The 14,171-nt window shown below is 69.3% G+C and carries 13 protein-coding genes and 1 riboswitch; of the genes, 9 read left to right on the forward strand and 4 right to left on the reverse strand.

The window, feature by feature from the left end; genetic code table 11:
• The first annotated feature begins 13 nt into the window (after window positions 1-13).
• From fgd to A5745_RS03755, 4 genes are all read left to right on the forward strand, one after another.
• Window positions 14-1,024, forward strand: coding sequence for a glucose-6-phosphate dehydrogenase (coenzyme-F420) (gene fgd / locus A5745_RS03740; protein ID WP_076115143.1), 1,011 nt, complete (start codon window positions 14-16; stop codon window positions 1,022-1,024).
• Complete coding sequence (gene pta / locus A5745_RS03745) at window positions 1,017-3,116, forward strand: phosphate acetyltransferase (protein WP_076115144.1); 2,100 nt, start codon at window positions 1,017-1,019, stop codon at window positions 3,114-3,116. Before fgd ends, pta begins: the two co-directional genes overlap by 8 nt.
• Window positions 3,106-4,263 (forward strand): acetate kinase, encoded by a 1,158-nt coding sequence (locus A5745_RS03750; RefSeq protein ID WP_076115145.1) that lies wholly within the window; start codon window positions 3,106-3,108, stop codon window positions 4,261-4,263. Before pta ends, A5745_RS03750 begins: the two co-directional genes overlap by 11 nt.
• Window positions 4,264-4,387: 124 nt before the next feature.
• Window positions 4,388-5,251, forward strand: a complete 864-nt coding sequence (locus tag A5745_RS03755) for an endonuclease domain-containing protein (RefSeq protein ID WP_076115146.1) — start codon at window positions 4,388-4,390, stop codon at window positions 5,249-5,251.
• A 42-nt stretch (window positions 5,252-5,293) separates the two neighbouring features.
• Here A5745_RS03755 and A5745_RS03760 read toward each other — a convergent pair whose 3' ends face one another.
• From A5745_RS03760 to glnX, 3 genes are read right to left on the reverse strand one after another with little or no spacing between them, the layout of a single operon-like run.
• A complete protein-coding gene (locus A5745_RS03760; RefSeq protein WP_371336836.1) occupies window positions 5,294-7,588 on the reverse strand; it encodes a serine/threonine-protein kinase PknG in 2,295 nt (764 codons plus the stop codon).
• Window positions 7,589-7,599: 11 nt separating this feature from the next.
• The gene (locus tag A5745_RS03765) at window positions 7,600-8,577 is read right to left on the reverse strand and encodes a glutamate ABC transporter substrate-binding protein (RefSeq protein ID WP_076115148.1); all 978 of its coding nucleotides are present in this window, start codon (window positions 8,575-8,577) and stop codon (window positions 7,600-7,602) included.
• On the reverse strand, window positions 8,577-9,896 hold the full coding sequence (glnX, locus tag A5745_RS03770) for a protein kinase G-activating protein GlnX (protein WP_076115149.1): 1,320 nt from the start codon (window positions 9,894-9,896) through the stop codon (window positions 8,577-8,579). Before glnX ends, A5745_RS03765 begins: the two co-directional genes overlap by 1 nt.
• A gap of 138 nt (window positions 9,897-10,034) precedes the next feature.
• On the opposite strand from glnX, the gene A5745_RS03775 reads away from it, so the two are divergent.
• Window positions 10,035-10,667, forward strand: a complete 633-nt coding sequence (locus A5745_RS03775; protein WP_076062688.1) for an NUDIX hydrolase — start codon at window positions 10,035-10,037, stop codon at window positions 10,665-10,667.
• Here the strand turns inward: A5745_RS03775 and thiE are convergent.
• Window positions 10,639-11,307, reverse strand: coding sequence for a thiamine phosphate synthase (gene thiE, locus A5745_RS03780; protein ID WP_076115150.1), 669 nt, complete (start codon window positions 11,305-11,307; stop codon window positions 10,639-10,641). The genes A5745_RS03775 and thiE overlap by 29 nt on opposite strands.
• A 31-nt stretch (window positions 11,308-11,338) precedes the next feature.
• Window positions 11,339-11,449, forward strand: a riboswitch (TPP riboswitch).
• Here thiE and thiO point away from each other — a divergent pair.
• The 4 genes from thiO (at window position 11,440) to A5745_RS03800 (ending at window position 14,168) form a co-directional block, all read left to right on the forward strand.
• On the forward strand, window positions 11,440-12,453 hold the full coding sequence (gene thiO / locus A5745_RS03785; RefSeq protein ID WP_076062685.1) for a glycine oxidase ThiO: 1,014 nt from the start codon (window positions 11,440-11,442) through the stop codon (window positions 12,451-12,453). (Overlaps the previous riboswitch by 10 nt.)
• A complete protein-coding gene (gene thiS, locus A5745_RS03790; RefSeq protein WP_076062683.1) occupies window positions 12,450-12,656 on the forward strand; it encodes a sulfur carrier protein ThiS in 207 nt (68 codons plus the stop codon). Before thiO ends, thiS begins: the two co-directional genes overlap by 4 nt.
• The gene (locus A5745_RS03795) at window positions 12,649-13,407 is read left to right on the forward strand and encodes a thiazole synthase (protein WP_076115151.1); all 759 of its coding nucleotides are present in this window, start codon (window positions 12,649-12,651) and stop codon (window positions 13,405-13,407) included. The genes thiS and A5745_RS03795 overlap by 8 nt, the downstream gene beginning before the upstream one ends.
• Window positions 13,404-14,168 carry an SGNH/GDSL hydrolase family protein gene (locus A5745_RS03800; RefSeq protein WP_076115152.1) on the forward strand — a complete coding sequence of 255 codons (765 nt, stop codon included), beginning with the start codon at window positions 13,404-13,406 and terminating at the stop codon, window positions 14,166-14,168. The genes A5745_RS03795 and A5745_RS03800 overlap by 4 nt, the downstream gene beginning before the upstream one ends.
• The last annotated feature ends 3 nt before the right edge of the window (window positions 14,169-14,171 follow it).

The raw sequence follows: 14,171 nt of genomic DNA on the forward strand, positions 1-14,171 counted from the left end.
GTAGAAATAACCCGTGGCCGAACTCAAACTTGGATACAAAGCCTCCGCTGAACAATTCGCTCCGCGCGAGCTCGTCGAACTGGCTGTCGCCGCCGAAGCGCACGGCATGGACAGCGCCACCGTCAGTGATCACTTCCAGCCGTGGCGGCACAAGGGCGGGCATGCGCCGTTTTCGCTGGCCTGGATGACCGCCGTCGGCGAACGCACCGAACGGCTCGTCCTGGGCACGTCGGTGCTGACGCCGACCTTCCGGTACAACCCCGCCGTCATCGCCCAGGCCTTCGCCACGATGGGCTGCCTGTACCCGAACCGCATCTTCCTCGGTGTCGGCACCGGCGAGGCTCTCAACGAGATCGCCACCGGATACGAGGGCGAGTGGCCGGAGTTCAAGGAGCGCTACGCGCGGCTGCGCGAGTCGGTGCGGTTGATGCGCGAACTGTGGCTCGGCGACCGCGTCGACTTCGAGGGCGAGTTCTACAACACCAAGGGCGCCTCGATCTACGACGTGCCCGAGGGCGGTATCCCGATCTACATCGCCGCGGGCGGACCGCAGGTGGCCAAGTACGCCGGGCGGGCCGGCGACGGCTTCATCTGCACCTCCGGTAAGGGCGAAGAGCTGTACAAGGACAAGCTGATCCCCGCGATGCGCGAGGGCGCCGAGGCGGCGGGCAAAAACCCCGACGATGTCGACCGGATGATCGAGATCAAGATCTCCTACGACACCGACCCCGAGCTGGCGCGGGAGAACACCCGGTTCTGGGCGCCGTTGTCGCTGACGGCCGAGCAGAAGCACTCCATCGACGACCCGATCGAGATGGAGAAGGCCGCCGACGCGCTGCCGATCGAGCAGATCACCAAGCGCTGGATCGTGGCGTCGGATCCCGACGAGGCCGTCGAAAAGGTCGGCCAGTACGTGCAGTGGGGCCTCAACCACCTGGTGTTCCATGCGCCCGGCCACGACCAGCGCCGGTTCCTGGAGCTCTTCGAAAAGGACCTGGCGCCCAGGTTGCGGCGACTTGGCTGAAGCCGCTAGGGCTGGTTCGGGGATCTACATCGCGGCGCCCGAGCCCGAGACCGGCAAGTCGACGATCGCGCTGGGGCTGCTCAACCGACTGACCGCGACCGTCGCCAAAGTCGGTGTGTTCCGGCCGATTGCCCGCCACGACGGCGATCGGGACTACATCCTGGAATTGCTGCTGACACGCACCACCGCGGGGCTGCCCTACGAGCGCTGCGTCGGCGTCACGTACCAGCAGCTGCACGCCGACACCGACGCCGCGATCGCCACCATCGTCGACGCCTATCACGCGATGGCGCAGGCGTGCGACGCGGTGGTGATCGTCGGCAGCGACTTTACCGACCTGGGAGGGGCAGCGAGCCCCGCCGAGCTGTCGGCCAACGCCCGGATCGCGGTCAACCTCGGCGCACCGGTGCTGCTGACGGTGAGCGGAAAGGGCCGCAGCCCAACCGAAGTCGCCAGCGTCGTCTCATTGTGCCTCGCCGAGCTGCTGGCCCAGCGCGCCCACACCGCCGCGGTCGTCGCCAACCGCTGCGAGCCATCGGAGCTGGGCGCCGTCGCGGAAGCACTGCGGTCGTTCGTCCCGCCCAGTTATGTGCTGCCGGACGATCCGCTGCTGTCGGCGCCGACGGTGGCCGAATTGCAGACGGCGGTGGGCGGGACGCTGGTCAGCGGAGACGCCGAGCTGGTGGGACGCGAGGCGATGGGCGTGTTGGTGGCCGGGATGACGGCGGACCACGTGCTGGAACGACTCCGCGACGCCACGGCCGTGATCACCCCGGGCGATCGCTCCGACGTCGTGCTGGCCGTCGCGAGCGCCCATGCGGCCGAAGGCTTTCCGTCGCTGTGCTGCCTGATCCTCAACGGCGGATTCGACCTGCATCCGTCGATCTCGGCGCTGGTGTCGGGCCTGCGGCTTCGGTTACCCATCATCGCCACCGAGCTGGGCACCTACGACACGGCCAGCGCGGTCGCCTCGGCGCGCGGCCGGGTCACCGCCACGTCGCAGCGCAAGATCGACACGGCCGTGGAGCTGATGGAGCGCCATGTGGATATCGCGGATCTGCTGGCGCAGCTTGCCATTCCGATCCCGACGGTCACCACGCCGCAGATGTTCACCCACCGGCTGTCGCAGCAGGCGCGCTCGGATCGCAAGCGCATCGTGCTGCCCGAGGGCGACGACGACCGGATCCTCAAGGCGGCCGGACGGGTGCTCAAGCGGTGCATCGCCGACCTGACCATCCTGGGCGACGAGGCCCGGATCCGTTTGCGCTCGGCGGAACTCGGGGTCGACCTGAGCGCGGCCAAGATCGTCGACCCGGACGACGAGGACCTGCGAAACCGGTTCGCCGAACAGTACGCCGAGTTGCGCAAGGAGAAGGGCACCACCGTCGAGCAGGCGCACGAGATGATGCACGACGTCTCGTATTTCGGGACCATGCTGGTGCACAACGGCATGGTGGACGGCATGGTGTCCGGTGCCGTCCACACCACGGCGCACACCGTTCGCCCGGCGTTCGAGATCATCAGGACCGCTCCGGACGTCTCCACGGTGTCGAGCATCTTTCTGATGTGCCTGTCCGATCGGGTGCTGGCCTACGGTGACTGCGCGATCGTCCCGGATCCCACGCCCGAACAGCTCGCGGACATCGCGATAAGCTCGGCGCGCACCGCCGCCCAGTTCGGCATCGAGCCGAAAGTGGCCATGCTGTCCTATTCCACCGGCGATTCGGGCTCCGGCGTCGACGTCGACAAGGTTAGGGCGGCAACGGAGTTGGTGCGCGCGCGGGACCCGCAGCTGCCGGTCGAGGGCCCCATCCAGTACGACGCCGCGATCGAACCCTCGGTCGCGGCCACCAAGCTGCGTGACTCGCCGGTGGCCGGTCACGCCACGGTGCTGATCTTTCCCGACCTCAACACCGGCAACAACACCTATAAGGCGGTGCAGCGCAGCGCCGGGGCGATCGCGATCGGGCCGGTACTGCAGGGTCTGCGCAAGCCCGTGAACGACTTATCCCGCGGCGCGCTGGTCGAAGACATCGTCAATACCATTGCCATCACCGCGATTCAGGCGCAGGGCGTGCACGATGGCCGGTAGCACTGTCCTGGTGATCAACTCCGGCTCGTCATCGCTGAAATACCAGCTGGTCGACCCCGATTCGGGCACGGCCCGCGCGACCGGCAACGTCGAGAGCATCGGCGAACCGTCGTCTCGGGTCGCCGACCATGAGGAGGCGTTGCGCCTGGCGTTCGAGCACCTGGCCGAGGGCGGCATAGACCTGAAGTCGTGCGGCCTGCTGGCCGTCGGGCACCGGGTCGTGCACGGAGGCAACAAGTTTCATGCTCCGACGTTGATCGACGACGCGGTTATCGCCGACCTCGACGCGCTGTCGGAACTTGCCCCGTTGCACAATCCGCCCGCGGTGCGGGCAATCAAGGTGGCGCGGAAGCTGCTGCCCGGGGTTCCGCACGTCGCGGTGTTCGATACGGCGTTCTTCCATGATTTGCCGCCCGCGGCGTCGACTTACGCCATCGACCGTGGCCTGGCCGAGCGGTGGCAGATCCGCCGCTACGGATTTCACGGCACGTCGCACCGGTATGTCAGCGAGCAGGCCGCCGCGTTTCTCGGCCGGCCGCGCGACGGCCTGAAGCAGATCGTGCTGCATCTGGGAAACGGCGCCTCGGCCTCGGCGATCGCCGGCAGCCGGCCCATCGACACCTCGATGGGCCTGACCCCGCTGGAGGGCCTGGTGATGGGGACCCGCAGCGGTGACATCGACCCGGGCGTGATCGGCTACCTGTGGCGGACCGCGAAGATGAGTGTGGACGAGATCGAGTCGATGCTCAACCACCGCTCAGGCGTCTGGGGCCTGGCCGGCGAGCGTGACTTCCGCCGGTTGCGGGCGATGATCGAATCAGGAGACAGCGCAGCGCAATTGGCCTACAGCGTATTCATTCACCGGCTGCGCAAGTACATCGGCGCCTACCTGGCGGTGCTCGGCCATACCGACGTGATCAGCTTCACCGCCGGAATCGGCGAGAACGATCCGGCGGTGCGCCGCGACGCCGTGGCCGGCATGGAGGAGCTGGGCATCGTGCTCGACCAGGCGCGCAACCTCGGGGCCGGCAAGGGTGCGCGACAGATTTCCGCGGACGACTCGCCGATCACCGTGCTGGTGGTCCCGACCGACGAAGAGCTCGCCATCGCCCGCGACTGCGTCAGCCTGTTGGGCAGCTCAACCTAAATGGTTTAGTCGCGAGTGTGCGTTGAGGGCTCTCAGTGTGCGATCACGCCGCCCACGATGCACACTCGATGAGCACTGTGCATAGACGAAGTCGCGATTGGCCGTGTTGTGCAAGTGTCGCGGCATGCGGCACCTGGGAGAACCGTTCATCGGTAGCGAGGCACTGAAGCTGGGCGAGATGACCCGCCACCAACTGCGCAGCTACTACCGCGCACTGTTTCCTAATGTCTATCTTTCGCCGGATGCAGAGGCGTCGCTCGAACGGCGTATCGCGGGCGCCTGGCTCTGGTCGGGCCGCCGGGCGACGATTGCGGGCGCCGCCGCCGCCAGACTGCATGGCGCCGAATGGATTCCCGACGATGTTCCGGTGGAGCTGATCCATGCCAATCCCCGCGCACCTCGCGGCGTGCTGACGCGGCGCGACGCGCTGCTCGACGGCGAGACGCAGATTATCGACGGCCGCGCCGTCACCACGCCCGAGCGAACCGCGTTCGACATCGGCCGGCGCGGGGCTGTTCATTCGGCCGTTGCGCGGCTGGACACGCTGGCATATGCGACGGGCTTCAAAGTCGACGACGTATTGCGAATTGCCGCAGGCCATCCGGGCTCGCCTGGAATTCGGCGGCTGCAGGCCGCGCTGGAGCTGGTTGACGCGGGTTCGCAGTCGCCGCGGGAGAGCTACCTGCGCCTGCTGCTCATCGATGCGGGTCTGCCGAGGCCGCAGACCCAGATCCCGGTGCTGGGTGTCGACGGCATTCCGGTCGCCTACCTCGCCATGGGCTGGGAGGAGCGGATGGTCGCCGTCGAGTACGACGGCGACCATCACCGCAGCGAACGCCGGCAGTACGTCAAAGACATTCGGCGGCAGGAGATGCTGGAGCGACTGGGTTGGACCATCGTCCGGGTCGTCGCTGAGGACAACCCCGCCGCTACCATCCGACGAGTCAAATCCGCGCTGGCCGCATCGAGTGTGCGCCAAGGGCTTTGAGTGTGCGCGCAGGCCGCCCACGACGGGCACTCGAGAACAAGATCAGAACGTGCTTGTCGGCCGCACCTTGTTGGCCATGTCCACCAACGTGTAGCGGTGCCGCTGGGTGGGCGCGACGCGAGCCAGGGCGCGCAGCGACGCCTCGACGCCCAGCCGCAGCCCGTGTTCGGTGAACGGGAAACCGAGGATGTGGTTGGTGCTGGCGTCGTTGTCCTCGAGCCAGTCCATCGCCCCACCCAGAACCAGGGCGCGGATCTGCAGCACCCGCGGTTCGGTGGGCGGCAGCGCCTCCACGCGTCGCGCGGCGTCGCGGATCTGCTCCTCGGTGATTTCGTTCGTCGAGCGGCCCGACATCAGCGTGACCGCACTCGTCAGGCGCGCTGTGGTGAAATGCCGTGAGGTGGCCGGGACTTCGTCGAGGGTGCGCACCGCCGCGGCCCGATCACCCTCGGCGGAAAGCGCCCGGGCCAGACCGAAGGCCGCGGAGATCACGCCGTCGTTCGTCTTCCACACCGTCTCGTAGTACATGTGCTCGTCGGTGCTGCCGGCCAGCTCGGCGGTGGCGGCCAGCGCCAGTTTGGGCGCCAGCTCGCCGGGGAAGGTGTCCAGCACCTCGGTGAAATGTTTGATGGCGGAGTCGTAGTCGCCGGTGAGCAGTTCCGCGACGGCCCGGTACCAGACCAGCCGCCAGCGCCAGCCGACCCGCTCGGCCAGGTCGTCGATCTTGCGAGTGGCCTTGGCCACGTCGCCGAGGTCCAGCAGTGCGCGGACTTCCATCAGCGGCAGCTCCACCGACTCGGATACGTCGGCACCTTCGGCGTCCAGCGAGCCGTGGCGGGCGGCGCGCAGCGAGTCCAGCGTCTGCACCGGCTGGGACAGCACCGTCGCCTGCAGCACCGGCGCGGCGACGTCGGTCGGATCGACCAGCGGCACCGGCAGGGCCATCACGATCTCCCGGGCGGTCAGCCTCTCCGAATGCACCTGGCCGTCCAGGTACACGTCGGTGTGCGCGACCAGCAGGTCCACCCCGAACGTCGAGCGGCTCGGGGAAAAGATCGTCGACAGCCCCGGCCGCGGCACCCCGGTGTCCTGCGCGACCACTTCCCGTAGCACGCCCATCAATTGGGCGGACATCTCGTCGGCGGTGGAAAACCGGCGCCGGGGGTCCGGGTCGGTGGCGCGGCGCAGCAGCCGGCCGAACGAGTCGTATTTGGCCAGCACCGGGTCGTCCTCGGGCAGCCCGTCCACATAGCGGCCGTTGCGGGTGCGCAGGTTCAGCGTCAACGCCGCCAATGTCCGCCCCACCGTGTAGATGTCGGTGGCGACCGTGGGTCCCGTCCGCACGATTTCCGGCGCCTGGAAACCGGGTGTGCCATAGAGATAACCGAAGGAATTGATCCGCGACACCGCGCCCAAGTCGATCAACTTGAGCTGCTCCTCGGTCAGCATGATGTTCTCCGGCTTCAGGTCGTTGTAGACCAGGCCGATGGAATGCAGATAGCTCAGCGCGGGCAGGATTTCCAGCAGGTACGCGACGGCCTCCGCGACCGGCAGCTTGTCCGCCTTGCCGTCCTTGAGGCCCCGCTTGAGCGACTGCCCGCCGATGTACTCCATGACGATATAGCCGACCGGATCGCCGTGGCGGTCGGTGTGTTCCACGAAGTTGAAGATCTGCACGATCTGCGGGTGCACCACCTCGGCGAGGAATTGCCGTTCGGCCATCGCGATCGCCTGCGCCTCGGCGTCCCCGGAGTGCACCAGGCCTTTGAGCACCACCGGGCGGTCGTTGACGTTGTGGTCGACCGCCAGATACACCCAGCCCAGCCCGCCGTGTGCGATGCAGCCCTTGACCTCGTACTGGCCGGCGACGATGTCGCCGGGATTCAGCTGGGGCAGGAACGTATACGGGCTGCCGCAGGATGGGCACCAGCCCTCCGACGCCCCCTTGCCCTCTTCCCCGGACCGGCCGACGGGCTTTCCGCAGTTCCAGCAGAACCGCTTCGATTCCGGCACCACCGGGTTGGTCATCAGGGCTTCGCGCGGATCGATGTCCCGCACCCGCGGGATCTCGACCAGCCCGCCGCCGAGCTGCCTGGTCGGCGGCAACACGCGGGTGGCGACGGTCCGCTCCTGCGGTTCGGTATCGACACCGTGGATGAGTGGGAAGTCGTCGTCATCGTCGTCGAAATCGGGACGGAACAGGGCCTGGGTGGCCTGCAGCCGTCCCGTCGGCATCCCACCGGTCTGGGTGTCCGGCGGCTGCGTCGCGGGACTGACGTCCTCGTCCGGTTGGTCGGCGGGTTCGCGCGCCTCGGGGTTTTTGTCCGCTTTCTTCATCGGCTCGGCCATCAGTCCACATACCTCGGCGCGGGCGGGGCGGGCGCCGGGCCCAGCACCGTCAACCACTTGCGGTACAACGTGTTCCACGTGCCGTCCCGGCGGATCCGCTCCAGCGTGCCGTTGACGAAGCGGACCAGTCCCGTGTTGTTCAGGTTGATCCCGATGCCGTAGGGCTGGGTGGCCAGGTTCGGTCCGACGATGTGCAAGTAGGGGTCCTCTTCGACCAATCCGGCCAGGATCGAGTCGTCGGTGCTGACCGCGTCGATCTCCCGCTGCTGCATCGCCACGAGGCAGTCGGCCCAGTTCACCACCGACACCACAACCGGCGGCGGCACGATCTCCCGAATCCGTTGCAGCGACGTCGTGCCCCGCGCCACGCAGACCCGCTTGCCGGACAGGTCGGCCGCCCTGGCGATCGGCGAGTCACGCGGGGCCAGGATGCGCTGGTTGGCGTCGAGGTAGACCGTCGAGAAGTTCACCAGCTTGCGCCGCTCGCAGGTGATGGTCATGGTCTTGACGACGACGTCGACCTCGGATTGCTGCAGCGCGGTGACGCGCTCGTCGGACGACAGGATCCGGTACTCGACGTGCGACGGGGCGCCGAAGATGTCGCGTGCGATCTCGCCCGCGATGTCGACGTCGAAGCCGCTGATCTCGCCGGTGATCGGGTCGCGGAAGCTGAACAGGTTGCTGCCGATGTCGAGCCCGACGATCAGCCTGCCGCGGGCGCGGATGTCGGCCACCGCGGCGTCGGCCTCGGGCTTGGTGGCGAAGGGCCGCAGGCTTGCGGTCGCGTCGCAGTCCTGGGTGGAGTCACGCTGCGGCAGCGGCGGCTCCGGGGGCAGCTGGTCCATGCCGACCGGCGAGGGTGGCGGCAGCGTCGGCACCGTGGCCACCGTCAGCGACTCGGTGTGGCTGCAACCCGCCAGGACGACCGCGGCGGCGAGTGCGCCGCACACCAGTCGAACCCGGGCCGGGCGAACCATTATCGATACTCCTTCAGCCGCGGCCACAGGCCCAGCGCGACCGCGATGGCGGCGCCCAGGCTGAGCACCACGCCGCCGACCTGGGCGCCCGACAGCCCGCCGCGCGCGGCGAGGACGTCGTTGCGCAGGTGGATGCGGCTTTGGTCCATGGCCTTGCCCAGCTGGTCTTCGAGCTTGTCGAAGGCGGGGGTGGAGTCGTCCTCGCCGCTACCCAGCGCGACCTGGGTGGCGGCCCGGTAATTGCCCACCGAGATGTAGGAGTTGATCCGGTCGTTGGCCTGCCGCCAACGGACCAGCAGCTGATCGGCGCCCTGCAGGTCGGGCTTGTCGACGGCATCGCTGCGCGACATGTACTGCTCGAGCTGGGTGTGCATCGAGTCGATCCGCTCGTAAAACGACTGCTTGCGCCGGTCCTCGTCGCCGCGCCGGATCAGCGACAGCGTCTCGTCGGCTCGCGCTTGTTGAGCGGTGATCGCGACATTGGTCACCGTCTTAAGTGACTCCGCCGCAGTGTCTTTTGCGCTCCGACTCGCGGTCGTCGAGATTGTCAGCGCAGTTCCGACCCACACCACCATGACGAGGATACCGAGCGCGCCGACCACCAGCCCCGGGTTGACCCGGCGCCGGGTGCGCCGGGCCAGCCAGCGATGGGAGAACGCGCCGAAGACCACCGTCGTGGCGACGACCAGGATCACCGGAGCCGGGAAGTGGGTCGACGCTGTCGTCTCCGTATCCACCCGGTCGGCCGTGGCCTGGTAGAGCTGCGCCGCGTCGGGCAGGATCGTCGATTGCATCAGCCCGGAGGCCTCGGACAGGTAGGCCGCGCCGACCGGGTTGCCCGCCCGGTTGTTGGTTCGCGCGATCTCGATCAGGCCGGTGTATACGGCCAGTTCGGCGTTGATCTTGCCCAGCAATTGCACCAGCGGTTCGTCGGTTAGCCCACTTGATGCCCGGGTCACGGCCGACGCGGCGTCGGTGATGGCCTGCTCGTAGCGCTGCCGGACCGGGCGCGGCTCGGCCTGGGCGATGAACGCGGTGGCGGCCGCGGCGTCGGCCACCGACAACGTGGTGTACAGCCGCCCGGCGGCGAACGAGAGCGGCTCGGTGTGGTTGAGCACCGTGGTCAGCACCTGCTGCCGGTGATTGATGGTCGTCGAGGTGGCAAAGGCGCTGGAGACGCCGAGCGCCGCCAGCACGATCCCGATGGTCAAGATGCGGCCCGGCGTCGTCGAGATGAACCACCAGCGTGGATGAGCCGGTTCGGCCGGCGACCGCGACCCCAGCGGCTCGGTCGACGGGTGCGCCAGCTCAACCGTCACGTCTGTTCAGACCTCAGCTTTCGGCCTCGAAAAGTCGCTGTACGAACCTTTAAGCGAATTCTAAGAGAATGTTCCGGCGTGTGGGGGGAGGCGGAGGCAATTGGGCCCGGGCGTCGCAGACCTGCATATCCTGAACTCGTGCAGGGCGACGGTGACGGATGGGTGATATCCGACGGCGGCGTCCACTATTGGGGTCGCTTCGGCGCGGCCGGTCTGTTGCTGCGGGCTCCGCGACCTGACGGCACCCCGGCGGTGCTGCTTCAGCATCGCGCCGTGTGGAGCCACCAGGGCGGCACGTGGGGGTTACCCGGCGGTGCCCGCGACAGCCACGAGTCCCCGGAGGAGACGGCGGTCCGCGAAGCGCGCGAGGAGGCGGGGCTGCTCGCCGAGCTGCTTGCCGTGCGGGCGACCGTGGTCACCGCCGAGGTCTCCGGCTATGGCGGTGCCCGGTGGAGCTACACCACGGTCGTGGCCGACGCCGCCGAGCTGCTGCACACCGTGCCCAACCGGGAAAGCGCCGAGCTGCGCTGGGTCGGTGAGGACGAGGTCGCCGACCTGCCGCTGCATCCGGGCTTCGCCGCCAGCTGGCAGCGGCTGCGCACCGCCCCGGCCCTGGTGCCGCTGGGCCATGCCGACGAACGACGGCAGCGCCTGCCGCGAACGTTGGAGATCGAGGCCGGGGTATTCGTCTGGTGCATGCCGGGCGACGCGAATCAGGAGCCTTCGCCGCTGAGCCCGCGGATCAGCTCGCTGCTGCAAGCGCTGACTTGAGCCGCTGCGCCGCGGCGCCCGGATCCTCGGCCGCGGTGATCGCCCGCACCACCACGACCCGGCGGGCTCCGGCCTCGAGCACCTCGGGCAGCCGCTGGGCGTCGATGCCGCCGATCGCGAACCACGGCTTGTCGGAACCCAGTTCGGCGGCGGCGCGCACCAGTCGCAGGCCGGGCGCCGCGCGACCCGGCTTGGTTGGGGTGGGCCAGCAGGGGCCGACGCAGAAGTAGTCGGCCTCGCCGGCGGCGGCAGTGGCCTCGTCCCGGTTGTGGCTGGACAGGCCGATCAGCACCTCCGGCCCGACGATGTCGCGGGCCACGGCAAGCGGCAGGTCGCCCTGTCCCAGATGCAGCGCGTCCGCGCCGGCCGCGCGGGCGATATCGGCCCGGTCGTTGACGGCGAACAGCGCGCCGTGCCGGCGCGCGGCGTCCGCGAGGATCTCACACGCCGCCAGCTCGTCGCGTGCCTCGAGCGGTCCGAACCGCCGCTCACCGGCCGAGCCCTTGTCCCGGAGCTGGATGATGTCGACCCCGCCGGCCAACACGGCGTCGGCGAATTGGGCCAGGTCGCCGCGCTCGCGCCGGGCGTCGGTGCACAGGTACAGCCGGGCCGCGGCCAGCCGCGCGAGACGTTCGTGCACACCGCGACGCTAGCGCGCTAGCGTAGGGCAGGAAGAAGAGCACGGGAGTCCCGGCGAGCGGGGACTGAGAGTGGGCGCGCCCGCCCTTACCGTCGAACCTGATCCGGGTCATGCCGGCGAAGGGAGCAGAGGATGCCGATGGCCGGCTCATTGGCCGTGGTAGGCGGCGGCGTCATCGGATTGTCGGTCGCGCGTGCGGCGGCGCGGGCCGGGTGGTCGGTGCGGGTGCACCGCACCGGGCAGGCCGGCGCGTCGTGGGTCGCCGCGGGCATGCTGGCCCCGCACAGCGAAGGCTGGCCCGGGGAAGAGCGACTGTTGCGGCTGGGCCTGGAGTCGCTGCGGCTGTGGCGCGAGGGTGGGTTTACCGACGGGCTGCCACCGGAGGTGATCACCGCGCGCGAGTCGTTGGTGGTGGCCGTCGACCGGGCCGATGTCGCGGACCTGCGCACCGTCGCCGACTGGCTGTCCGCGCAGGGGCACCCGGTGATCTGGGAGTCGGCCGCCCGCGACGTCGAACCGCTGCTGGCACAAGGCATTCGGCACGGCTTCCGGGCGCCGACCGAGCTTGCGGTGGACAACCGGGCGCTGCTCGACGCGCTGTCGCTGGACTGCGAGCGTCTCGGCGTGCAGTGGGCGCCGCCGGCGCGCGCGCTGGCCGGTGTCGAGGGTGACGCGGTGGTGATCGCCAACGGCATCGACGCCCCCGCACTGTGGCCCGGCCTGCCGGTGCGCCCGGTGAAGGGCGAGGTGCTGCGGCTGCGCTGGCGAAAAGGCTGTATGCCGTTGCTGGGCAGGGTGATTCGCGCACGCGTGCACGGGCGGCAGGTCTATCTGGTGCCGCGCGCGGACGGCGTCGTCGTCGGCGCCACCCAGTATGAGCATGGCCGCGACACCGCGCCGGCGGTGTCCGGGGTACGCGACCTCCTCGACGACGCGTGCGCGGTGGTGCCGGCGCTGGGCGAGTACGAACTTGCCGAGTGCGCGGCCGGATTGCGCCCGATGACACCGGACAATCTGCCCCTCGTGCAACGCCTGGACGCGCGCACCCTGGTCGCCGCAGGCCACGGGCGATCGGGGTTCCTGCTGGCCCCGTGGACCGCCGAACAGATTGTCTGTCAACTCGTTCCGGTTGGGGCCCACCGATGATCGTCATGGTCAACGACAAACGGGTCGAGGTCGACGGGCGGACCACGGTCGCGGCATTGCTGGAGTCGCTGGGTTTCCCGGACCGGGGCATCGCGGTGGCCATGGACTTGTCCGTGCTGCCGCGTTCGCGCTGGACGACAACGCTTTCCGAGCTTTCCGAGCCGGTCCGACTCGAGGTGGTGACGGCGGTGCAGGGTGGCTGATTCCAAGTTGACGATCGCCGACCGCAGCTTTGCCTCGCGGCTGATCATGGGTACCGGGGGAGCGACGAACCTGGCGGTCCTGGAAGAGGCGCTGATCGCGTCGGGCACCGAGCTGACCACCGTCGCCATGCGCCGGGTGGACGCCGAGGGCGGCACCGGGCTGCTGGAACTGCTGAACCGGCTCGGCATCACCCCGCTGCCCAACACCGCGGGGTGCCGCAGCGCGGCCGAGGCGGTGCTCACCGCGCAACTGGCCCGCGAGGCGCTGAGCACCAATTGGATCAAGCTCGAGGTGATCGCCGACGAGCGGACCCTGCTGCCCGACGGGGTCGAATTGGTCCGGGCGGCAGAGCAATTGGTCGACGACGGGTTTGTCGTGCTGCCCTACACCAACGACGACCCGGCCCTGGCCCGCCGTTTGGAGGACACGGGTTGCGCGGCGGTGATGCCGCTGGGCTCGCCGATCGGCACCGGCCTGGGCATCACCAACCCGCACAACATCGAGATGATCGTCGCCCGGGCCGGCGTTCCGGTGGTGCTCGACGCCGGCATCGGTACCGCCAGCGATGCCGCGCTGGCGATGGAATTGGGTTGCGACGCCGTGCTGTTGGCCACCGCGGTAACCCGGGCCGCCGACCCGCCCGCGATGGCCGCGGCGATGGCCGGCGCCGTCACGGCCGGTTACCTGGCGCGGCGCGCCGGGCGGATCCCAAAACGGTTCTGGGCGCAGGCATCCAGCCCGGAACGATGACACGTTATGTGGCGCTCGGCAGCTCGATGGCCGCCGGTCCCGGCATCATGCCCCGCGCCGCGGGAGCGCCCCGGTGGTCCGGCCGATCGGCCCGCAATTACCCGCATCTGCTCGCCGAGCGGCTGAAACTGGACCTCGTTGACGTCACGTTCTCCGGCGCGACCACCGCCCACGTGCTGGCCGACCACCAACACGGTCAGCCGCCGCAGATCGCCGCGCTGGACGGTTCGGAGAGCCTGGTAACGGTGACCATCGGCGGCAACGACGTCGGCTACGTCCCGCTGCTGATGGCCGCCGCACTGCCACACTGGGCGCGACGCCTGCCGCTGGTGGGTGGGCGCATATCCGAACTGCTGGACCGTGACACGCGCGATCGGGCCCTGGCCGAGGTGTTCGATTCGTTGTGCACGGTCGGGCGCACGCTGCGCGAGAGCGCGCCCCGTGCCCGGATCTACTTCGTCGACTACCTGACGATCCTGCCCGCGGACGCACCGGCCCCGCCGCTCGCGCCGGCGGAATCCGACCTCGGCCGTCACGTCGCCGGGACGCTCGAACGACTCACTGCCGAGGCCGCCGAGGCGACCGGCTGCGAAATCGTCAGCGCCGCCGCCGCCAGCCGGCAACACCACGCGTGGTCGGCCGAGCCGTGGACGACCCTGCCGGCGCGCTACGGTGTGCCGGTGCCGGGCCGACCGGCCCCGCTGCACCCCAACGGCGCGGGGATGCGCGCGGTCGCGGAGCTGGTATCGGCTCGGTTGTGACGC

The sequence above is a fragment of the Mycobacterium sp. IS-2888 genome, from assembly GCF_001954215.1.
Lineage (GTDB): Bacteria > Actinomycetota > Actinomycetes > Mycobacteriales > Mycobacteriaceae > Mycobacterium.